This is a genomic window from Runella sp. R5_40 (genome assembly GCF_057652295.1).
Map to the genome: position 1 here is coordinate 377,483 of NZ_JBYFCH010000004.1, position 22,067 is coordinate 399,549.

At 44.7% G+C, this 22,067-nt stretch carries 21 protein-coding genes; 4 read left to right on the forward strand and 17 right to left on the reverse strand.

Annotated elements, in window-relative coordinates; all coding sequences use genetic code 11:
* Positions 1 to 37: 37 nt before the first annotated feature.
* The 9 genes from AC23N5_RS10885 to AC23N5_RS10925 all read right to left on the reverse strand — a co-directional run bounded on the left by AC23N5_RS10885 (position 38) and on the right by AC23N5_RS10925 (position 8,734).
* On the reverse strand, positions 38 to 1,273 hold the full coding sequence (locus tag AC23N5_RS10885) for a flavin-dependent oxidoreductase (RefSeq protein ID WP_487755587.1): 1,236 nt from the start codon (positions 1,271 to 1,273) through the stop codon (positions 38 to 40).
* A 49-nt stretch (positions 1,274 to 1,322) separates the two neighbouring features.
* A complete protein-coding gene (locus AC23N5_RS10890) occupies positions 1,323 to 2,549 on the reverse strand; it encodes a multidrug effflux MFS transporter (protein WP_487755588.1) in 1,227 nt (408 codons plus the stop codon).
* A gap of 187 nt (positions 2,550 to 2,736) precedes the next feature.
* Positions 2,737 to 3,090: a DUF5615 family PIN-like protein gene (locus AC23N5_RS10895; protein WP_487755589.1), complete on the reverse strand. Its 354-nt coding sequence runs from the start codon at positions 3,088 to 3,090 to the stop codon at positions 2,737 to 2,739.
* Positions 3,087 to 3,308 carry a DUF433 domain-containing protein gene (locus AC23N5_RS10900; protein WP_487755590.1) on the reverse strand — a complete coding sequence of 74 codons (222 nt, stop codon included), beginning with the start codon at positions 3,306 to 3,308 and terminating at the stop codon, positions 3,087 to 3,089. The genes AC23N5_RS10895 and AC23N5_RS10900 overlap by 4 nt, the downstream gene beginning before the upstream one ends.
* A gap of 72 nt (positions 3,309 to 3,380) precedes the next feature.
* The gene (gene pcaF / locus AC23N5_RS10905) at positions 3,381 to 4,589 is read right to left on the reverse strand and encodes a 3-oxoadipyl-CoA thiolase (RefSeq protein WP_183972276.1); all 1,209 of its coding nucleotides are present in this window, start codon (positions 4,587 to 4,589) and stop codon (positions 3,381 to 3,383) included.
* Positions 4,590 to 4,594: 5 nt separating this feature from the next.
* The gene (gene madM, locus AC23N5_RS10910) at positions 4,595 to 5,353 is read right to left on the reverse strand and encodes a malonate transporter subunit MadM (protein WP_487755591.1); all 759 of its coding nucleotides are present in this window, start codon (positions 5,351 to 5,353) and stop codon (positions 4,595 to 4,597) included.
* A gap of 1 nt (position 5,354) precedes the next feature.
* Positions 5,355 to 5,723: a malonate transporter subunit MadL gene (madL, locus tag AC23N5_RS10915; protein WP_183972274.1), complete on the reverse strand. Its 369-nt coding sequence runs from the start codon at positions 5,721 to 5,723 to the stop codon at positions 5,355 to 5,357.
* Positions 5,724 to 5,829: 106 nt separating this feature from the next.
* Positions 5,830 to 7,317: an acyl-CoA synthetase gene (locus tag AC23N5_RS10920; protein WP_487755649.1), complete on the reverse strand. Its 1,488-nt coding sequence runs from the start codon at positions 7,315 to 7,317 to the stop codon at positions 5,830 to 5,832.
* Between the two features lie 73 nt (positions 7,318 to 7,390).
* Entirely contained in the window at positions 7,391 to 8,734 is a 1,344-nt protein-coding gene (locus tag AC23N5_RS10925; protein ID WP_487755592.1) for a 3-oxoacid CoA-transferase, read from the reverse strand.
* A gap of 43 nt (positions 8,735 to 8,777) precedes the next feature.
* Between AC23N5_RS10925 and AC23N5_RS10930 the strand changes: the two genes are divergently transcribed.
* Both AC23N5_RS10930 and AC23N5_RS10935 read left to right on the forward strand, forming a co-directional pair.
* Complete coding sequence (locus tag AC23N5_RS10930) at positions 8,778 to 9,017, forward strand: hypothetical protein (protein ID WP_122930781.1); 240 nt, start codon at positions 8,778 to 8,780, stop codon at positions 9,015 to 9,017.
* Positions 9,014 to 9,403, forward strand: coding sequence for an HNH endonuclease (locus AC23N5_RS10935; protein WP_487755593.1), 390 nt, complete (start codon positions 9,014 to 9,016; stop codon positions 9,401 to 9,403). Before AC23N5_RS10930 ends, AC23N5_RS10935 begins: the two co-directional genes overlap by 4 nt.
* Here the strand turns inward: AC23N5_RS10935 and AC23N5_RS10940 are convergent.
* The 5 genes from AC23N5_RS10940 to pcaH all read right to left on the reverse strand — a co-directional run bounded on the left by AC23N5_RS10940 (position 9,363) and on the right by pcaH (position 14,674).
* Positions 9,363 to 10,586, reverse strand: a complete 1,224-nt coding sequence (locus AC23N5_RS10940) for a 4-hydroxybenzoate 3-monooxygenase (protein WP_487755594.1) — start codon at positions 10,584 to 10,586, stop codon at positions 9,363 to 9,365. The two genes, AC23N5_RS10935 and AC23N5_RS10940, sit on opposite strands and share 41 nt — an antisense overlap.
* A gap of 47 nt (positions 10,587 to 10,633) precedes the next feature.
* On the reverse strand, positions 10,634 to 11,752 hold the full coding sequence (gene pcaDC, locus AC23N5_RS10945; protein ID WP_487755595.1) for a bifunctional 3-oxoadipate enol-lactonase/4-carboxymuconolactone decarboxylase PcaDC: 1,119 nt from the start codon (positions 11,750 to 11,752) through the stop codon (positions 10,634 to 10,636).
* A 160-nt stretch (positions 11,753 to 11,912) separates the two neighbouring features.
* On the reverse strand, positions 11,913 to 13,232 hold the full coding sequence (pcaB, locus tag AC23N5_RS10950) for a 3-carboxy-cis,cis-muconate cycloisomerase (protein ID WP_487755596.1): 1,320 nt from the start codon (positions 13,230 to 13,232) through the stop codon (positions 11,913 to 11,915).
* A 127-nt stretch (positions 13,233 to 13,359) separates the two neighbouring features.
* On the reverse strand, positions 13,360 to 13,884 hold the full coding sequence (gene pcaG, locus AC23N5_RS10955) for a protocatechuate 3,4-dioxygenase subunit alpha (protein ID WP_487755597.1): 525 nt from the start codon (positions 13,882 to 13,884) through the stop codon (positions 13,360 to 13,362).
* An 82-nt stretch (positions 13,885 to 13,966) separates the two neighbouring features.
* The gene (gene pcaH / locus AC23N5_RS10960; RefSeq protein WP_183976670.1) at positions 13,967 to 14,674 is read right to left on the reverse strand and encodes a protocatechuate 3,4-dioxygenase subunit beta; all 708 of its coding nucleotides are present in this window, start codon (positions 14,672 to 14,674) and stop codon (positions 13,967 to 13,969) included.
* 146 nt (positions 14,675 to 14,820) lie between these two features.
* Between pcaH and AC23N5_RS10965 the strand changes: the two genes are divergently transcribed.
* Both AC23N5_RS10965 and AC23N5_RS10970 read left to right on the forward strand, forming a co-directional pair.
* Complete coding sequence (locus AC23N5_RS10965; protein WP_487755598.1) at positions 14,821 to 15,624, forward strand: hypothetical protein; 804 nt, start codon at positions 14,821 to 14,823, stop codon at positions 15,622 to 15,624.
* A 32-nt stretch (positions 15,625 to 15,656) separates the two neighbouring features.
* The gene (locus AC23N5_RS10970; protein ID WP_487755599.1) at positions 15,657 to 16,529 is read left to right on the forward strand and encodes a helix-turn-helix domain-containing protein; all 873 of its coding nucleotides are present in this window, start codon (positions 15,657 to 15,659) and stop codon (positions 16,527 to 16,529) included.
* Positions 16,530 to 16,596: 67 nt separating this feature from the next.
* Here the strand turns inward: AC23N5_RS10970 and AC23N5_RS10975 are convergent, their stop codons facing one another.
* From AC23N5_RS10975 to carB, 3 genes are all read right to left on the reverse strand, one after another.
* Positions 16,597 to 17,895: an MFS transporter gene (locus AC23N5_RS10975; RefSeq protein WP_487755600.1), complete on the reverse strand. Its 1,299-nt coding sequence runs from the start codon at positions 17,893 to 17,895 to the stop codon at positions 16,597 to 16,599.
* A 232-nt stretch (positions 17,896 to 18,127) separates the two neighbouring features.
* On the reverse strand, positions 18,128 to 18,952 hold the full coding sequence (gene fdhD / locus AC23N5_RS10980; RefSeq protein ID WP_487755601.1) for a formate dehydrogenase accessory sulfurtransferase FdhD: 825 nt from the start codon (positions 18,950 to 18,952) through the stop codon (positions 18,128 to 18,130).
* A gap of 80 nt (positions 18,953 to 19,032) precedes the next feature.
* Positions 19,033 to 21,861, reverse strand: a complete 2,829-nt coding sequence (gene carB, locus AC23N5_RS10985) for a carbamoyl-phosphate synthase large subunit (protein WP_487755602.1) — start codon at positions 21,859 to 21,861, stop codon at positions 19,033 to 19,035.
* Between the last annotated feature and the right edge of the window lie 206 nt (positions 21,862 to 22,067).

A 22,067-nucleotide genomic window follows, 5' to 3' on the forward strand; every position in this document is an offset into this window, starting at 1 on the left:
GTTTTAAATTTCTCGGTTTTACAGTTTTTCGGTTCCATTATCCTTTCCGATTTAGTGTCTGAACATCAAAACCCGCTATTTTTTTATAGTGATCCATGACTTGCTCCAGTTCCTCATGCGGGACTTCATCGGGGGTAAACCCTTGTGGAAAACGCTCTTCCATCATATCCATAATTTGGTCGGGGCCTTTGGCGCGGTTTTGCAGCACCACTTTTGCGGCGGCAGGAACTCGTTCTTGGTCATAAGCCTCTAACGCCTCCAATGGATTTTCAAATTTGAGCAAACATTCCATCAGATAATCAGCATCTAAAATCGCTTGCGATGCTCCGTTTGAACCAATTGGGTACATCGGGTGGGCCGCATCGCCCAAAAGGGTTACACGCCCAAACGTCCAGCGGTCGAGCGGGTTACGGTCGCTCATTGGAAACTCATACACGGCTTTAGCACCGTTAATCATCGCAGGAACATTTAGCCAATCAAACGTCCAATCTTTGTAAATTTCCACCAATCGTGCTTTGTCAGCTTCGCGGTTCCAGTCGCGTGCGGTGAGTTTCGACTTTCCTTCTTTCAAATTTCCCACCCAATTGATAAGCAAATCTCCATTTTCGTCGGGCGTAGGGTCAATGGGATACACGACCATTTTTTGCTGCATACTTCCAATCATCGCCATCGACGTGCCATTCAAAAATGGTTTCATACGAGTCGTACCTCGGTAAAGGACGTTTTCGGAATAAACAGGCGGGCCTTCGCTGGGGTACAGTTGTTGACGAACAACGGAGTTGATACCGTCAGCACCAATCAGAACATCACCCGTTTCTTGGCGAATAATCTCTCCCGTTTCACGGTTGGTAAAAATCGCCCTTACCTCGTTTTCATCCTGTTCAAAATGAGACAAATGGTGATTAGGTATCAGTTTATCTTCTCCGAGAACCCGTTTTGCTTCTTCCCACAAAAGCATTTGTAACGTACCACGGTGAATAGAAAATTGAGGCCATTTATAGCCCGCAAAACGTCCACGAGGCTCCGTCCAGAACTGCTGCCCAAACTTATTGAAATACACCAAATCAGTGGTTTCAATGGCATTTTTTGCCATCGTTTCTTGCAAACCAAGGTGAGTGAGTACTCGTACCGAATGAGGCAGCGTGTTGATGCCGACGCCAAGGGGTTTTACCTCTTTGACCGATTCAAAAACGTTAACATCAAAACCTGCTTTGTGCAAGCAAAGCGCGGTGGTAAGTCCTCCAATTCCTCCGCCGATAATAATAATTTTCATGAATTAATCTTTAAAATAAGGCAGTCTGATTTTTGAAAAACATAAAAAATCAATGGTCTCCCGCGAAAACCGCTTCGTCATTTTTGTCGAATGGGTGACTATAATTAGAACCAAACCATAATCCAGCTAAGCCAATGAATGCCACTCCTGCCATGACACTCACCATAGGCATGGCTGTACCGTCATCAAAATAGCTACAAATAGCCGAGGCAACCGCCCCCGCTCCCATTTGAAAACTCCCCAACAATGCCGTGGCCGAACCTACATTTTTGGAAAAAGGGCGAATTGCCAAGGCCATCGCATTGGCTCCTATCATGCCTAAACAGAACGTATAAACGGCCACTAGGCTCATCAACGAACCCAACGAAAGGTACGAAAATGCGACAACTATCACCAAAGCAACGCCCATTACCGCTTGTACCAGCAAGCCTCTTTTAGCAATGGTTTCGCTGGAATGGTATTTCAATAACCAACGATTAAGCTGGCTTCCAACAACAAAAGAAGCGGCATTAAGGCCAAATACCCAGCCAAAGGTCTGTTCGTTGAGCCCCAGCAATTTCATATAAACAAAAGGTGCATTGGCAATAAAGGCAAAGATTCCCGCCGTGTTCATGGCAGCCACTAAGGTGAAACCTAAAAACGCGCGGTTTTGTAAAATTGAATAAAAGTCCGTTAGAACGGCTTTGGGTTTCAGTGATACACTTCGGTCCTTTCCGCGTGATTCGGGCAAAAAGTAATAAACCAAAACCAAAATGAGACTAGCAAATGCCGCCAATACCCAGAAAATAGCCCGCCAACCCATACCAACCACGACAAATCCACCCACCGAAGGCGCAATGATGGGGGCAATTCCCATCACCAACGTCATGGTAGAGAAGACCTGTGCCAAGCGGTTGGCAGGAAACACGTCCCGAACAATGGCGCGATTGGCCACCATTCCCATGCTTCCTCCAATGGCTTGAAAAAAGCGGAGTACAATTAATCCTTCAACGGAATTGACCATCGAACAGCCAATACTCGCTATGATATAAACGCCTAACATCAGCAATAATGGGTTTTTACGCCCAAAACGGTCAACTAACGGACCATTGAGAAGTTGTCCCAAACAAATTCCAACGAAGTAGCTACTCATCGAATAAGCGACTTCGGCGATGGTTACGTTCAATTCTTGGGCAATGGTAGGAAAAGCCGCCAAGTACATATCGGTCGAGAATGGACCAATTCCTTGCAGCGCTCCTAATAATAAAATGATGTTTTGTTCTTGTTTTTTTGTCATGGAGAGGGGGTTGTAAACCTATGAGGTTTTGTAATCGTCCGAATCAGAAACCTCATAGGTTTAATTAAACCAAAAATGACTAATTATTGGAATAGTGCAAATTTCCAATAATTAGTCAAAAAATGGTTAGGCGAAATACGCTTTATTTTGTGCAGAATCAATCAGGTTGTTCGTAAAAGCAAATAGGCTAAAACCATATTTTTACACTCGCCTGATTGACTTCTACAAGATTATGATTTTCTAACAATTGGCATAAATGTTCAAATTGCGAACGAAACAAATCCAATAAAGCTTTATTTTTACAATTACCTGTGGTTACAAATATCAACTTATATGGTTCTTTTTGAAAAATATAAGAATTAAAAAAATCCTCGTCTTTCGTAATTACAATTCGTTTTTCAGCCATACTTACCCCCCGTATATCTTTATCCGAAAACGAAGAGTTAGTACCCAATGTAGCTACATGAATCGCGTCAAAACCTTTAGTGTTAATCCACTCTGCCAGCAGTTTAGGAAGTTGCTCGTCAACCAAAAATTTCATGCCGCAACCGATACAGAGCGAAAATTAACAATCTGAGCCGCAAAATTTAGACAAGCATGAATGTCTTCCACTTCTAAATTAGGGTAATCGGCCAACAATTCCTCATATGTCATTCCCCCCGCCAGGAGTTCCAATACTGTTTTTACCAACAGCCTCGAATTTCTAATTGTGGGTTTGCCATGACAAATTTCTGGATTAATCGTGATTCGGTTTTCCATTTTATTATCTGTTTTAAACAAAATTACAAAAGATTCACGTAACCACTCAACAATTTTCCCACATTCCTCCCACTACACCCGCTCAATCACTACGGCATAACCCATGCCGACGCCTACGCACATGGAAGCCAAGGCATAACGCTGATTAGTACGAACAAGCTGATTTACTGCCGCTTGTACAATACGCGTCCCCGACATACCAAGCGGATGCCCAAGGGCAATGGCTCCTCCGTTGGGATTGATCCGGGCGTCGTCATCGGCCAATCCGAGGTTGCGCGAAACGGCCAAACATTGAGCCGAAAACGCTTCATTAAACTCAATGACCGCCATGTCATCGAGCGTCAATCCTGCTTTTTGAAGGGCTTTTTGCGAAGCACCTACGGGGCCGATACCCATAATTCGAGGCTCAACTCCCACCACCGCCGAGCTCACAATACGCGCTTTGGGGCTGAGATTATAGCTTTTTACAGCCTCTTCCGACGCAATAAACATGGCCGCTGCCCCGTCATTTAAGCCCGAAGCATTACCCGCCGTGACCGTTCCACCTTCTTTTTTGAAGGCAGGTTTTAGTTTGGCTAATCCTTCCAAAGTAGTGTTTGGCTTGATAAATTCGTCTTTGGCAAAAACCGTTACATTGCCTTTGCGGTCAGTCATTTCAACGGGAATGATTTCTTCCGCTAAAATCCCATTTTGCTGTGCGGCTGTTGCTTTTTGCTGAGAACGCAACGCAAACAAATCTTGGTCTTCACGGCTAATGTTGTACATTTCAGCCAAGTTTTCGGCCGTTACGCCCATAGCATCGGTTCCGTACATTTTTTGCATTTTGGGATTAACAAAACGCCAGCCAAAACTCGAATCAAACATTTGTGCATCATTCCCAAAGGGTTTTGAGGTCTTTGAAATGACCCAAGGCCCACGCGTCATGTGTTCCATTCCTCCCGCAATAAATACCTCACCGTCACCTGCTTTGATGGCGCGGTTGGCGTGCACTACCGCCGACATTCCTGACGAACACAGTCGGTTGACGGTTTCGCCTGGAATTGTGTAGGGAAGTCCCGCAAGAAGCAAAGCCATTCGCGCTACGTTGCGATTGTCCTCCCCTGCTTGATTGTGACACCCCAAAATGACATCTTCAATCACCTCCGTTGGAATCGAAGGGTTTCTTTTTATCAATTCAATGATGGGCAAGGCCGCTAAATCATCGGCTCTTACGGGTGACAAACTGCCACCAAAGCTACCAATCGGGGTACGAATGGCATCTATGATAAATGCGTCTTTCATATTAACTATACGATTGTTCTTATGATGAGATAAAAAACGGAAGGACACAGTAAGCATCCAAGTCCCGTATAAAAAGTAGCTGTAAGTGCGCCATAAGGCACTAATTTGGGGTCTGTTGCGGCTAATCCAGCCATTACACCTGCGTTTGTTCCCATAATTCCCCCAAAAACCATGGCGGTATGAGGGTTATCCAAGCCAATTCGTTTAGCTACCAAAGGGGTGGCAATAGCTACTACTGTCGCTTTTACGACGCCCGTGGCGATGCTCAACGCAATCACTTCCGAACTCGCTCCAATCGCAGCCCCCGTCACAGGGCCTACGATATACGTACAGGCACCTGCCCCAATGGTGGTGAGGCTGACGGCGTCGTGGTAGCCCATGACCCACGCGACACTCAACCCAACGGAAAACGCAACGATAATTCCTATTATCAACGAAATAGCTCCGACTATCCCCGATTTACGCATCAGCAAAATGCTTGCTCCAAACGCCGTGGAAACAATCGCAAAGTCGCGAAACATGGAACCACCCAATTGACCCATCCCCGAAAAGAGTTTCACGTCGGCAATACCCTTTTCTCCTCCCGAAATCGTACCTCCTACATACGCTAATAGTAACCCAAAAACGATGGCCACCGCTGGGGTTGGCACTTTTTTATTAAGCAATCGCTTGGATACGGTATCAGCCACTAAAATCATTAACCCAACCACCAAAAACGCAACAACTAACCCATTTTTTTCCAAAAACTTGAGAAGTATTTCCATCTTATTGTTCCGTTGAAGGTTTAAAGGCTTTGGTCAAATAAGGAATCATAAAGTAACAAACGGCAACGGGCAACGCTCCAGCCAACAAGGCCACCGCTCCGCTCGAAACGGCGAGTTTGACGTTTTGGATAGAGGCCATTGCTACGATAATCGGGATGTACATCTGATTCCAAAACTGAATACCAGATTGTGTCAAGTTATCCAGTTTTCCCTGCTTTTCTAACCAACTGTTGACGACAATCAGCAAAAGCATGGCAAAACCTACCCCGCCGACGTTGGCCTCTACCCCCAACCAACTTCCGAGGTATTCGCCGACGACTTGTCCGACGAGGTAACAAAATGCTAAAAGGGCGACACCGTAAATGACCATGGGGCAGGAATTAATTCAATTTGAGAATTTGAAAATTAGGCAATTATGATTACTCTCCTCTAACTCCAGCTTAAAGGCTGGAGTTAGAGGAATATTCAGATTATTCTCACAAAAACAACGGTTTCAAGTCATTTTTGGTCACTTTCCCCATGGCGTTACGCGGAAAATCGGCGACTATTTTGTACTGACGCGGGGTTTTGTACGCAGGCATTTTTTCCCGAATCCACGTATTCAACTCCTTCAAATCAACCGCTACGCCGTCGGTGATGATAGCTGCTACGACCAACTCACCCCATTCTTCGTTGGGAATGCCAATCACGCTACAATCTTTGATGGCAGGGTGAGTGCGAAGTACTTCTTCAATTTCGAGCGCCGAAATTTTATATCCTCCCGACTTAATAATATCAATCGAATCGCGCCCCAAAATACGGTAATAGCCTTTTTCTTTAACAGCTACGTCTCCCGTTTTGAACCAGCCATCTTCGGTAAATGCTTTTTGCGTCGCTTCGGGACGTCGCCAATATTCCAGAAAAACGTTATTGCCTTTTATTTGAATTTCGCCCGCAGCACGGCCTTTTACTTCGTTTCCTTCATCGTCCACCAACCGAACTTTCACCCCCGCCAAAGGTTTTCCGATGTATCCTGCTTTGCGTTCGCCGTCGTAAGGATTGCTAATTCCCATGCCGATTTCGGTCATACCGTAGCGTTCCAAAAGCGTGTGCGTGCTTATTGTTTTCCACTTTTCCATCACCGTTACGGGCAATGCCGCCGAACCCGATACCATCAAACGAAACTTCGATAGCGCTTCGGTGATTTCTTGTTGACGTTCAGCAGGCAAACTTTCCCAATAAGAAATGAGTTTGAAATAAATCGTCGGGACGGCCATAAACAAGTTGACTTTCCCCGCTAAAAAAAGCTCAAACAACGCTTCAGCGGAAAATGACGGCAAAAATTGCACCGTCGCGCCCGACCATAGTGCACACGAAACGACATTGATAATCCCGTGGACGTGGTGCAACGGCAACACACATACGATGTGGTCGTTTTCGCTCCACTTCCAAGATTTTATCAAGGTTGAAATTTGGGCTTCGAGGTTTGCGTGGGTCGTCACCACGCCTTTGGGAAGACTCGTCGTTCCGCTGGTGTATAGAATCATCGCCCGACGACTCTTTTCCAACGTTGGCAGCCCCGCTGGTGAATCATTTACCGCTTTTTCTTCACCCAGTACAATAAAACGCAAGCCTTTTTCCAAGACCCAGTCTTTTAACAAAGCGGCATATTCAGGGCCAACGACCACTATTTCGGCTTGGGTATCTTCAATAACATACTGCAACGATGGCAGCGGATACGTAATGCACAAGGGCGCCGCAACGCCTCCCGCCAACCAGATGCCCCACTGTACACGCACGTAATCGAAGCCTGGCGATACCATAAAGGCCACGCGAGTTTCCTTCAAGTCAGCGGAAGTTTCAAGAAGTTGGTGTGCAAAAGCCCTCGATGCGTCGATTAACGCTTGGTAGTTATAACTTTCTTCTCCTGCAACAATCGCCGCTTTGGCAGGGTTTTTAAGTGCATTGGCCGTAATGTTCAACATTTGTGATAAAAATGTTTGGGTGAAGTCGGTTACAATAACCGACATTGAGGTTTCTCAAAACCTCGGTTGAAATTTATAATGCTACCTCAAAGTTAGCACTTGTTTTGGCAATTACTTCTTCGAGGGTGACGTTTGGCATTAAGCCCGTTAAGGTAAGTTTACCGTTCGGAAATTCAAAGACCGCCAATTCCGTAATTACCATATCCACTACCCCCGATGCTGTGAGGGGTAAAGTGCATTGAGGGACGATTTTAGAAGAGCCATCGGGGTTGGTGTGGGTCATGGTAATGATAAGTTTTTTGGCTCCTTTCGCTAAATCCATTGCTCCACCTACGCCCAGCAGTGGCTTTCCTGGTACGGCCCAGTTGGCCAAATTCGCCGCTTCATCCACCTCCAATCCTCCCATAATAGCCACGTCGATGTGCCCACCGCGAATCATGGCGAAGGAATCAGCACTGTCAAAATAGCTACTTCCTTTTAGGGCTGTGACAGGAATCTTTCCCGCATTGACAGGGTAGTCCATCGCACCGCCACCGTCGGTAGGCACGGGGCCAACGCCTAACATTCCGTTTTCGGTGTGCAAAATGATACCGTGTTCTTCGGTGATTAAATCGGCCACCAATGTTGGTATTCCAATGCCCAAATTGACAACGTTTCCCTTCTGGAGTTCGGCCAATGCGCGTTTGGCCATGTTCATACGGCTTTCATCCACTTTTTTAGACGAAGAAACCGAGGCAGACGTCCCCAAGTCTTCCAAGGTAAGTTTTGCCACCACAACGTAATCGACAAAACAGCCTGGCGTATGTACGTTTTCGGGCGCAATTTCGCCCACGGGAACTACTTCTTCCACTTCTACAATCACCAAATCGGCAGCAGTAGCCATCGCTTTGTTGAAGTTATTTTCGGTCATTCGGTACTGCAAGTTTCCTGCGGTATCGGCCCGCCACGCCCGAATAAACGCGACATTTCCCCGTAAGGCTTTGATAAACACCTGCTCTTCACCGTCAATGACCTTGGTTTCACGCCCTTGGGCGATAAGTGTCCCCGCCGAAGTAGGGGTATAAAATCCACCAATGCCCGCCCCACCCGCTCGAAGCGCCTCGGCCAATGTTCCTTGCGGAAGTAACTCATACGCCACCGCCCCCGATTGAGCTGCCTTAACGGCATCGGGGTTGGAGGTGAAAAAAGAGCCTATCATTTTTTTGAGTTGACCGTTGCGTAGCAAGCGCCCTCCTCCTAAGCCTGGCTCTCCCGTATTGTTGCCAATAAATGTCAGATTTTTAGTCCCAATTTCGGCCAAAGCGTGCATGAGATGGACAGGGTTACCCGTCATTCCAAAACCGCCTTGCAGCAAAATATCCCCTTCTTTTACCATACTTGCGGCAGTTTGAAGGTCTATAATGGGTACTTGTTTCATATTGTTATGCGAGAAATTTGTATATTCGTAAAAAAAACAGACTATGGTTACGCTTCGCCCAATTGATGAAGTTATTGACTTTATCACTTCATTCCCAGAGCCACAGCAAATCCTTGACTATAAAGCTTCCCCTGCTTTGCAAGAGCGTGTTGAAAACTTGGTTTATAAAAAGAAAACATCTGAGCTTAGTTCGGAAGAGGTACTCGAATTAGAGCGGTATCTTCTCCTTCAGCATATCATGATTATGGCAAAAAAAAGAGCAAAAAAACAACTGAGTTTATGAGTCGTTATATTGCTGATTCACTCAAAAAACAAGTAATTGACCGAGCTAACTACCGTTGTGAATACTGTTTGCAACCCGATTTATTTGCTTACATTTCCCATCAAATTGACCACATTATTAGTATAAAACACGGTGGCGAAAATAACTTAGACAACTTGGCTTATGCTTGCTTTCAGTGCAATGTCAATAAAGGCAGTGATATTGGAACTGTCCTCTTACCAGACCGAACTTTAATCAGGCTCTACAATCCTCGAATTGATTATTGGCATGATCATTTTGAAATCGAAAATGGGGTTATATACGCAAAAACTGCTATAGGTCAAGCCACCATTAAAATACTTGATTTTAATGACGTTGATAGAGTTCTTGAACGTCAAGGGGACTAAACGCCTCAAAAGGCAGTCCAACGTAATTTTCGGCGATAGTGGTGGCGTAAGCTTTTGAGATACTGATGTAATCAAACTTCGCCCTTTGCAAATGGTACTGAAACGACCCGTGCGCATCCTGTTTGTGAAAAAGCGTGGTCATAAAGTTGGAGAAATCTTGCGCTCTCCAAATTCTTCTCAACGCAATTTCGGAGTACGCATCCAACAGTTTCATGGAATTGTTTTTGTAAAAATCCACAAAGCCATCGACCAAATGTTTTACGTCGGCTACGGCCAAATTAAGTCCTTTTCCGCCCGTAGGTGGCACAATATGCGCCGCATCCCCTGCTAAAAACAACCGCCCCGCTTGCATGTTATCGGTAAAGAAACTACGCATTGGAGTGATACTTTTCTCAAAGATAGGCCCCGATTTCAGCGTCCAACCCTCCGTTCCCAAACGAAGCGAAAGTTCTTCCCAAATACGGTCGTCCGACCAATTATCGACCTGGTCATCGTTGTCAACCTGTATATACAAACGGCTTACTTTTTCCGAACGAAGGCTGTGCAGGGCAAAACCATTTTGGTGGTAAGCGTAAATCAGTTCTTCCGAAGAAGGAGCCACGTTTGCCAAAATCCCTAACCAACTGAATGGATACGTAATAGAAAACTCATTAAAGGTATTTTTGGGTAACGTTTTACGACCTACTCCGTGAAAACCATCGCAGGCCGCTACAAAATCACACTCAATCACTCCTGCTTCTTCTTCGTGCACAAAGTGGATTTTGGGTGAAGTAGAGTCAAAACCTTCAATTTGAGTGGCAGCTGCTTCAAAATAAAGTTCTCCTCCGCCCGCCAACCACGCATCGGTTAGGTCTTTGACCACTTCTTGTTGGCCGTAGATAGTGATATTTCGTCCATTGGTATGTTCTCCAAATGGCACCCGAATGCGGTTTCCATCAAAACTTAAGTACACACCGTGGTGCTCTTGTCCTTCCCGAACAAGTCGGTCGGCCAAGCCCAACTGTTTGTAAATATCAACGGTGTTTTGTTCCAACAATCCTGCACGAACACGTGCTTGAACGTATTCACGGCTTCGATTTTCGATTATCACCGATTCAATACCATGTTTACGGAGCCAATGTGCAAGCGTCAGACCCGCAGGCCCAGCTCCAATAATACCGACTTGGGTTTTGATTACTTTCATTTTATCAATGTTTACAGTATGCTGATGAGGCAGGATGATTTTATATTTTAGAATGTGCCATTTATTTCTTTAAATACTTCTTCGGCTGTATGAAAGGCTTCATTGGCAGCGGGCAAGCCACAGTACAACGCAGCGTGCATAATGACTTCTTTGATTTCGGTCACAGTCACGCCATTGTTTAGCGCTGCTTTAACGTGCATTTTAAACTCCGCTTTTCGGTTGAGGGCTATCAACATCGCCATCGTAATCAGGCTTCGATTATGCTTCGACAAGTCGGGGCGAGTCCAAATCTCTCCCCACGCATAACGCGTAATAAAATCCTGAAAATCGGCATTAAAATCATTGGTTTTGGCATTGGCGCGATCCACGTGCTCGTTGCCTAAAACGGAGCGACGAACGTGCATCCCTTGCTCATAAGTGGATGTCCCTACCAAAAAATCAATCAATACCTCAGCATATTCTTTGGGCAATTCCGTACTTGCCAAATGCCGTGCGTGCAGAACTTTGAGTTGCGCATTGGGAATGTGATTGACCAAGAACTGCGCTTGTTCTACATTTGTCACAGGGTCTTCGTCGCCCGTAATGACCAATGTTTCTACCGATAATTGGTGGAGTTGTTCCCGAAAATCGGCATCCCGAATGGCTTCACAACACTTGGAATAACTCTTGATGTCGCTTCGTAAAAACATCGCTTTGGTTTCAGCGACTCGTGTTGGATTGGTTTCTCTAAAAGCCTCCGTAAACCACCGTTCCATGGTATCGTCAACGATGGCCTGCATTCCGTTTTTAGAAATGGTTTCAATTCGGCCATTCCAGCGCTCGTCGTTCCCGATTTTAGCCCCTGTGTTGCTCAAAACTATTTTATGAAAACGTTTCGGATGATGAATCCCCAGCCATTGACCAATCAAGCCCCCCATCGAGAGTCCGCAGTAGTAGGCGCTTTCAATGCCCAATTCATCCATCAATTGAATCACTTGCTCGCCTAAATCGCCAATTGAGCAAGGGTTTTCTAAATTTCGTGGGCTGGTCGTATATCTTAATACCTGAAAATAGGGCAACAGATACGGAACTACTTCGTCCCACATCATCATTTCTGACCCTAGCGAGTTTGAAAATATCAAAACAGGGCTGTTGGGCGTACCTTGCAACTGGTAGTTGGTGTTCATTTCTTTTTTCAATTTCGAGTTCTACGAATGACGAATTTTTCGAATCGCCAATTAGTTTGTTCTTAGTTACGAGCAGTGCTACTAGTGAAAATAACAATGGATAAAAGCTCTCTTGCTACTTTCATTCGTAGCCATAGAAATACTAGTATTCGTTATTCGTTCAATTCGAATCATTCGTCACTCGAAGCACTGTATCAATTAATTCCAAGCTCAATCCAATTGAATTTTCTGGCTTAAAAAGCTCCTCTAAATCAGGCACATCCAATTGAAGGTCAAGCAGGATTTCTTTTAGATGTTTCTGCTGGTGAATGGCCGTTTTGCACGCCTTTTCCACCAATTCGTGGGCTTGCATTTTCCCAATTTTAGGCGCTAAAGCTAAGGACACGTTTTCGGCATAAATCAGTCCTTTGGTCACTTCTAAATTGGCCAACATTCGTTTTTCATCTACTTCCAAACCGCTCACTAACTCTATGGCTCGTTCGACCGAACCTGCCGTTAAAGTCATCAATTCTACCAAAACCTCCCATTCAGAATGCCACAATCCCGCCGAACGCTCGTGTTCTTGGGGCATCGCCGAGAGAACCGTCGCCACTAAGTGAGGGGTTCGGGTTGCATTGGCCAATAAGGCAGCGCAGGTCACGGGATTTCGTTTGTGAGGCATGGTGCTTGAGCCTCCTTTTCCTTCCGCTGCTCCTTCCATCACTTCCCCTACTTCGGTTTGCATGAGTAGAGAAACGTCTTTGGCAATCTTCCCAAGACTTCCCACCAACACCCCCAGCACACCTGCCCATTCGGCGAAGCTATCACGCTGGGTTTGCCACGAAAAACTAGGCGTTAACCCTAACTCTTGTGCCATGGTCCGATGAACTTCTTGGTTAATAGACGCATTTCCGCTGCCCACGGCTCCGCTTAATTGGAGCTTCAACAAACGAGGTTGAATCTCCGTTAGGCGGTTTTGCGAACGTACAATTCCCTCTAACCACCCTGCCGTTTTGAGTCCAAATGTAATCGGACGGGCTTGCTGAAGTAAAGTCCGACCAATCATCAGAGTCGAACGGTGTTTTTGAGTTAGCGCTATCAACAACTGACGTAATTGGTTAAGTTTTGACTCTAACCACGCCAAAAACGCTTTGATTTGAAGCACCATTGCCGTATCGACAACATCCTGACTGGTAGCGCCCAAATGCACCATTTTCGAGGCTTCTACATCGTTGTTTTTGACAATACGAGTCAATTGTTTGACCAGCGGAATCGCCGCATTTCCTCCTAACTTTATTTCTGATTTAAGCTTCTCTATGTCAATCAAATCGACTGCACAACATTGTGCTATTATTTCCGCCGATGTTGAAGGCATAATACTATGAACCGATTGGGATTCAGCCAAAATCGCTTCAAAACGCAGCATTTGTGCAACAGTAGCCTGTTCCGAAAAAAGCGAATTGACTTCCTCTGAATAAAAATAGGCGGAATAAAGACTCATTTTCAAGGTCGAATTTCAAGTACAGATTGACGACTTGTAGGTTGAATTACAATGTTTGAAAAGTACGATTTTGTTTTCATCAATTCGGTTAACGGTTAACAAATAACGATTAACTGTGCGTAAGCACTTAAATATCAAAAAATACGGTTTCGTTTTCGCCTTGCATCCAAATGTCAAATTCGTAACCTGACGGCGTTTTTTGAGCAATGAGGGTAGCGCGACGTTCTTCGGGGACTACATTGAGCACCTCATCAGTTGCATTTAGTTCGGCTTCATCAGAAAAGTACAGGCGAGTATAAGAGTGAATCAGCTGCCCGCGCATAAACACGATGATACTTAAATGAGGTGCTTGTCCATTGACCGATGCAGGCTTTTTGGTATAGAAAACAAAGCGATTTTTTGAGTCGGTTCCTGTACCAAAGCGGCCAAAAAGTTGTTGTTGTCCATCGTTCTGCCATACTTCAATCATCGCATCAGGAATAACAACCCCTTCTCCGTCAAACACTTTGCCTGTGATGGCTATGGCATCGGGTTCATCGATTGGGTTCACCAACTGATTACCGACCAGTTGTTTAAAATCGTATAAATATTGCTCAGGGGAAAGGCCGTAGGCAAAATAAGGGCCAACCGTTTGAGAGGGAGTCTGTTTCATAGTCGAATGACGATTTATGAATTTTTCGAATGACGAATACAACCCGTTCAAGCTATTTGAATCATTCGTTAAATCCGAATAATTAACTATTTTCAAATGGAGTCTGATTGTGGCCTCTTAACACAAAATCAAAACGATATCCCAAGGCAAAATGTGGTTCCGTAATGCTCAAATCAAACTGGGAAATGAGTAAGTCTCTGCCCTTGGGCGGTACGCCCAAAAAGATGGGGTCGTACTGAAGGAGCGGGTCTCCTGGGAAATACATTTGTGTCACCAAACGATTGGTAATATTGGCGCCAAACAACGAAAAATGGATGTGGTTGGGACGCCATGCGTTGTAGTGATTTCCCCAAGGATACGCACCTGGCTTAATGGTATAAAATTTATAATTCCCGTCTTTGTCGGTCATGCAACGACCCGCGCCTAAGAAATTGGGGTCAAGCGGAGCATCGTGTTGATCTACTTTGTGTACGTAACGCCCCGCGGAATTGGCTTGCCAAATTTCGATGAGCGTATTCGGAATCGGCTGACCGTTTTCATTTACAACCCGACCGTGTACCACAATTCGTTCTCCCAAAGGTTGCCCATTGACCACCGAATTTTTGGTTAAATCATGGTCAAGGGGGCCTAAATTAAAATCACCAAAAATCGGCCCTGTCAATTCACTAAGCGACTGCTTCACTACAATCAAAGGCTTGGTAGGAGCCCGAAGGACGGTAGATTTGTAGTCGGGCGATAAACGTGGCGGGTGTACCTCCTCGTCAAAACGGTTATAAATGATTGTGCTCATGTTGTGCAACGATTGGGAAAATATCTGCTTAAAGAACACAACAAAAGTAGCGGGAAGGTGAAAGATTATCTTGGATAAATCAAAATATAACTTGTACAAAACAAACATTTTTTGGTTAACTTTGTACCATACGATTCATTCTTGTCATGCGTCTGCTCTACCTGCTCTTTTTACTTTCACCTCTCTGGGCGTTGGCAACAGGACAAGCTCCCGACCGCTTGATTTGGCAAGGCGATACGTTGTCTTTGTACACTGCCCCGTTGAATTCTCATCCAACCTTTAATAAATTCTCTAAAACCCTTTTTGGAACACAAAAAGCCCCTTTTAACACGGGCTGCTGGCGGGGACACATCGCTGAGTGGGAAATTCAACATGATACGCTCTTTCTCGTCAACATTTACACTTGCGATTACCCTAGCAATAAAACCAAGGCCGATTTAAACACCCTATTTCCCAACCAACTCATCCGTGGAAAGCTTCCAGCAATCTGGCTATCAGTGCCTTTGCTGGTACCTCAAGGTAAATTACTATATTATACTCAATCCTACGTCGCCATCCATGAGAAAGAAATAGAATTAACGTTAAAAAACGGATTTGTTACTCATTATCAAGAATTTGACAACTCCAAAACTCAACTTTCCGTGTATGCAGAAAAGAATGATAGCCTACTGAACTATGTTTACAGCCACATCAATTGGCAGCTATTGCCCGATTTATCAAAACCCGTCAAGGTTTTTGCTGAAATTCTCAGCGGCGCTCGCCCTTTTCCTGACAGCATCCGCCTCCTCAAAAAATCTCAACAGGCGATTTTCGACGATGAAGCACTGCGCGTTTTAACGTCAATTCCGTCTTGGAGTTGTTATTATAAACGGGGAGTACCCCACCCGATTGGCTACTATTTTGTGGTCATTTTTGATGAAAATCGTCGAAAAAAATACGCAAAACCTTAACTTTTTTAGCTTGTAATTTTCAAACATCCATTATGCAAAAGGCATTGGTCCATTTTAAAGGGCTTTACGGCGACAATCCTCATTCTCTTTTACCCAACTTTATCCATTTTGAAGCCCTCGAAACTCGGAGTAAAATATACGATTGGGAAATAAAGGAACACTTGCACACGGATTTGTTTCAGGTGTTTTTGATTAAAAGTGGGGAAGGGTTGCTTGTTTCTGAGCAAAAAGAATGGACGCTCACGGGGCCTTGCATTGCGACCATCCCCGCGCACAGCCTTCACGGTTTTGTGTTTCAACCCAACATCAACGGCGAAGTCCTGACATTTTCTGACTCATTTTTGGAAGGATTATTAAAAAACTCACCCAAAACATTGCTAGAAATCAATCATTTACGGGTGCTTTCTTTTGATGAAGATTTTGAAACTTTTGAACGATTGATGGGATTTAAAAGCCTCATTGTAAAAGAATTATACGAAGATTTTGTCGAAAAACAGGTGGTTTTACAGTCGTTATTTCAACTCTTTTTTACGCACCTTTACCGTTTTTCCCTTCGACTAAGCAGCGCCTCTACTTCGTCCGACAATCGGACATTGCGTTATTTTCAGCTTTTTCAAAAAAGCATTCGGAAGTCGTTGCAAGAATCAAAGTCTATTCATGAATATGCCAAAGAGTTAACGATTACACCCGTCCACTTAAACCGCATTTGCCAGGCGATTGTCCAAAAATCGGCTTTGCAGATTGTCCATGAGCATCTGATTAATGAAGCAAAAAAATACCTCCTTAATACGAATTACTCGATTTCGGAGGTTTCTTATTTTCTCAATTTCAAAGACCCAGCGTATTTTACACGGCTTTTTAAGAAAGTAACGGGGGTTTCACCTAGTGAATTTAGGAAGAACTAGCGTGCTTCATTTTTTGAACCATATAAGACATATAAGGGCAAATTAGAACTCCACAACAGATGCCGAGTTAACTGATTCGTTTTGACGAAATATAAATCGTGATTATTCCTGCGATGATGGTAGGAACGGAAAAAATCAAGAAATTGACCGTCATTGAAAGTCCCATTCCAATGAGGACACCGCCTAATAATGGGCCAATGATGCCGCCTAAGCGCCCTGAACCGATGGCCCAGCCTACGCCCGTCGTGCGAAATTCGGTGGGGTACATCCGCGCCGCTACGGCATAAAGCCCTACAAAACCACCTTGGATACCAAAGCCTATCAATCCAAAAATAACCAACAACCACGAAGAACCTTTGAACCAGCCAAAAGCAATCATCAGTACGCCCGTCAAAATCAAAAAAGTGCAAATGGTACGTTTTAAGCCATATTTGCTTGAAAAATAGCCTTGAATGACAATCCCAACAAATGCGCCAAGATTAAAAACTGTGCCTGCATAAATCGCCAATTCCATCGAAAGTCCCGCGTTGGTGGCGAGTTTCGGTATCCAGTTGGTCAAAAAATAAAGGGTAGCAAACGCCATAAAAAGCGCCCCCCACAGTTGAAAGGTCGGCAGTTTAAACTCTTCCGTTAACATCGATTTGAACGACACCGCTGCTTGTTCGGCAGGTTTTATTGGAAGTTGAGACAGGCTAGTTACGCCCATTTTATCCAAAATCTGGTTGGCTTTACCAAGGGCATTGGTAGGTTGTGCTTTAAAGTAAAAATCAAGCGACTCCGATAACAAAAAGTGAATCAAGGGCACTGAAAGTGTAGTGCAAAAACCTGCCAATTGAAACATCGTACCCCAGCCCAATTGCGGTATTACTTTCGCTGCAACTAACCCCGACAACACTGCCCCAATTGGGTAACCTGAAATCACAAAACTTACCCAAAAATCTTTGGTTTTGTTTGGGGTGTATTCTGCCGTCAGCGTAGCGGTGCTTGCCAACATCGCCCCAATCCCTATCCCACTAATGAGCCGAATAACTACCAAAAACTCAATGGATTGGGCAAATGATGTACTAAAAATGCTAATTCCCATCAGTACAGCACTTAACAAAATCATGTTTTTACGGCCAATCACATCCGCTTTAGGGGCCAAAAACATCGCTCCCAGAGTCATCCCGACCAAGCCAGAGCTAAAAACAATGCCGAGCGCCTCGGGCGTTATGCCCCATGCTTTTACAATGGCAGGTGCGGTGTAGGAAATTACCATTACGTCCATGCCGTCGAGCATGTTCATCAACAAACAAATAAACACCGTCGCGTACTGCAACCGTGTCATTTTGTGGGTATCAATGTGTTCTTTTATGTCAAAGGTCATTGCGAGATTGGAAGGCTAAGGGCTAAAATAGATGTATTCCACGAAATAATTGGACATAACTTCGCAAAAATAGAGGTTTTTTCAAAGACCCATCACGCAAAATCAATTTCCTTCTGTGCAATATCAATCTTTATCGAAAAAGGGGCTTTCGCCCCCATTTTTCCTTTCGTCATATAAACGTTTCCCCCGCCGAACTCGCAGATGTTCGCAGAATACTATCGGTCTGCTAACACTACTCACTAACCAAAATCCGACTCGCCCCTGAATACACATTAAAACGCCCGTCGCGGGTAAAGCCAATGAGGGTTTGCCCGTATTGTTCGGCAGTCTCAATGGCAAGACTAGAAGGTGCCCCCACCGCAACAATGATGGGGATAGACAACGCCAGCGCTTTGTGTAGCAATTCAAAACAAGCCCGCCCACTTAGTACAAGCGCATGATTCTTAAATGTTTGGGCCGTAGTAAGTCGTGCCTTGCCTGCGATTTTATCCACTGCGTTGTGGCGACCTACATCCTCGGCGTACAGTTGCATATTCCCAAATTCGTCAAACACACCTGCCGCATGAATCCCGCCCGTTTGGTCAAAAATCCGTTGAAAAGTGCTGAGTTTTTCAGGCAGCGACACCACGACACTCGCTTTCATTTTGACATTACCAAAGGCAGTACTTTCATACGAATAACCCAACGCATCCAAAGAAGATTTCCCGCAAACACCGCAGCTTGAAGTCGCATAAAAATTACGCTGAAGTTTCTGTAAATCAGGGCGAATGTGTGGCTTTAATTTGACCGTTACGGTGTTATCCAAATGCGCCGTCACCGAATCAATGTCATCGTTTTTCAAAAGCCCCTCCGTAAACAAAAAACCTCCCGCAAGTGCCTCGTCTTCACCAGGCGTGCGCATCGTTATTGAAATAGGTTTTTCGACCCAGCCATGAACCACATCCCAATATTCTATCCGAATTTCAAGAGGTTCTTCAACAACCACTAGGTCATTGACTGCTTCTGATTTTGAAGTCGAGGTAATAACTTTTAGAATAGGGACTTTTTTCGTGTTCATACAGCCAAGGTATTCGTTTTTTAGCTTAAAAAAAGCCCCTACTTTCGCAGAGGCTTTTTATGTATTGTATCAACTTAAAACTAGCGGCTCAAGTAAAGGTTACGTTCGCCATATACTTTTTGGAAGAAATCATCTTCAAGGCTATCAATGAAGTAAATACCCTCTCCCGTTGATTTCATTTCTGGTCCGAGTTCCTTGTTTACGTTCGGGAATTTGTTGAACGAGAACACAGGAATCTTAATCGCCCATCCCTTTTTCACAGGATTGAACTGAATATCCGACACTTTTTTGTCGCCCAACATAAACTTGGTTGCGTAGTTTACGTAAGGTTCTTGGTATGCTTTGCAAATAAACGGTACCGTACGTGATGCACGTGGGTTGGCTTCGATGACATACACTACGCCATTTTTTACAGCAAACTGCATGTTAATCAAGCCTTTCACTTTCATCGCTTTGGCTACTTTCAACGTAATCTCCTCAATTTGACGAATTTCGTCTTCCGTCAAATGGAACGGAGGCAAGGTAGCATGCGAGTCACCTGAGTGAATACCAGCAGGTTCGATGTGTTCCATCACGCCAATAATGTACGCATCTTCACCGTCACAAATGGCATCTGATTCGGCTTCGATGGCGTTTTCGAGGTAGTGGTCAAGCAAGATGTTATTATCTGGAATATCGTTCAAGATTTTCACAACGTGTTGTTCTAATTCTTGTTCGTTCAAGACAATCTTCATGCTTTGTCCACCCAAAACGTAGCTTGGACGAACCAACAATGGGAAGCCAAGATTTTTACCAATTTCAACGGCGGCATCTGACGTACGAACAGTGTCAAACTTAGGATATGGAATGCCCAAATCGCGTAACAACGACGAGAAACGGCCACGGTCTTCGGCTAAGTCGAGGGTATCGAAGCTACTTCCGATGATTTTGATGCCGTATTGCTCTAATTTTTCAGCAATTTTCAGGGCCGTTTGTCCACCCAACTGCACGATAACGCCTTCTGGCTTTTCGTGTTGGATAATGGCGTGAACGTGTTCCCAGAAAACAGGCTCAAAGTAGAGTTTATCCGCAATATCAGGGTCGGTAGAAACCGTCTCAGGGTTACAGTTGATCATCACTGTTTCGTAGCCAGCCTCTTTAGCCGCCAACACCCCGTGAACACAAGAGTAGTCAAACTCAATACCCTGTCCGATGCGGTTAGGGCCTGAACCTAATACGACTATTTTTTTGCGGTTTGAAACTACCGATTCATTCTCAGGTTCGTCTTGCGAAACGCTGAATGTTGAATAATAATAAGGTGTTTTAGCTTCAAACTCTGCCGCACACGTATCAACGCACTTAAACACACGCTTGATGTTGTGTTCCTGACGGAATTTATAGATACGACTTTCCTTTACTCCCAGCAAATGCGCAATTTGGCGGTCGGCGTATCCTTTTTGTTTGGCCGTCAATACCAAGCTCGCTGGAATATCTTCGAGGTCGTATTTCTGAATATCTTTTTCTAACTCAACGAGTTCTTCAATTTGATGCAAAAACCAAGGGTCGATTTTTGTCAAATTTTGGATCGTTTTGAAAGAAAGTCCCAATTTGAAGGCATCATAAATGTGGAACAGGCGGTTCCAACTTGGATGCGCAAGGCTATCTTTAATTACCTCTACATCAGTTACTTCTTTCCCGTCGGCACCTAAACCGTTACGACGAATTTCGAGCGACTGACACGCCTTTTGAAGGGCTTCTTGAAAGTTACGTCCGATACCCATCGCTTCACCCACTGACTTCATTTGCAAGCCCAATGAACGGTCAGCCCCTGGGAATTTGTCGAAGTTCCAGCGTGGTACTTTTACGATAACGTAGTCAATTGTAGGCTCAAAGAACGCCGATGTGCTGCCTGTGATTGGATTGATAAGCTCGTCGAGGTTGTAACCAATCGACATTTTTGCCGAAATTTTCGCAATTGGATAGCCCGTTGCTTTCGAGGCCAACGCCGACGAACGCGACACCCGTGGGTTGATTTCAATCACGATGATTTCGTCCGTTTCTGGGTTTACCGAGAACTGGATGTTACAGCCTCCTGCAAACTTACCGATACCGTTCATGGTCAAAATCGCCAAGTCACGCATACGTTGGTAGAGCGTGTCAGGTAGCGTCATCGCAGGGGCAACCGTTACGCTATCGCCCGTGTGAATACCCATCGGGTCGAAGTTCTCAATCGAACAAACGATGATAAGGTTTCCGAGGCCGTCGCGCAAAAGCTCCAATTCGTACTCTTTCCAGCCCATTACGCTTTGCTCAATCAACACTTCGTGTACTGGTGAGGCCAACAAACCGTGTTGAAGTGCTTTGTCAAAGTCTTTGGCCTCGTTTACGAAACCACCTCCCGTACCACCAAGGGTAAATGAGGGGCGAATTACGAGTGGGAAGCCAATTTCTTGGGCAATTTCTTTTCCTTCCAAAAACGACTTCGCCGTGCGACCTTTACAAACGCCAGCTCCTAACTCAATCATTTTGAGGCGGAATTTTTCACGGTCTTCGGTCGTCTCGATGGCCTTGATGTCCACCCCGATGATTTGTACACCGTACTTTTTCCAGATACCCGCTTTGTCGCAATCAATAGCTAAATTTAACGCCGTCTGACCACCCATAGTTGGCAAAACGGCGTCGATTTTATGTTTCTCTAAAATTTCAACAATGTACTTTTTCTCTAGTGGCTTCAGATAAACGTGATCAGCGTTGATGGGGTCTGTCATGATTGTCGCTGGATTCGAGTTAATCAGAATGACCTCAATTCCTTCTTCACGAAGAGAACGCGCCGCTTGTGAACCAGAATAGTCAAATTCGCAAGCTTGACCAATGATAATGGGGCCTGAACCAATGATGAGGACTGAGTTGATGTTGGGATTTTTAGGCATTTTTTTGTTTTGTGGGGTTATTCGGCTGTACCGCCAGCTCAAAAATTGTGCAAAATTAGGACATGAATCGTTTAGTCGGACATTAAAAAGTAAAAAAATATCTTTTCGGGTTTCTGTTTATAGTTTACGGCTTAGGACTTAGTGCTTTTATCTCACTAATAATCAATAAATTAAATCGCAATTTTGTTTATTTTCAACTCATATAA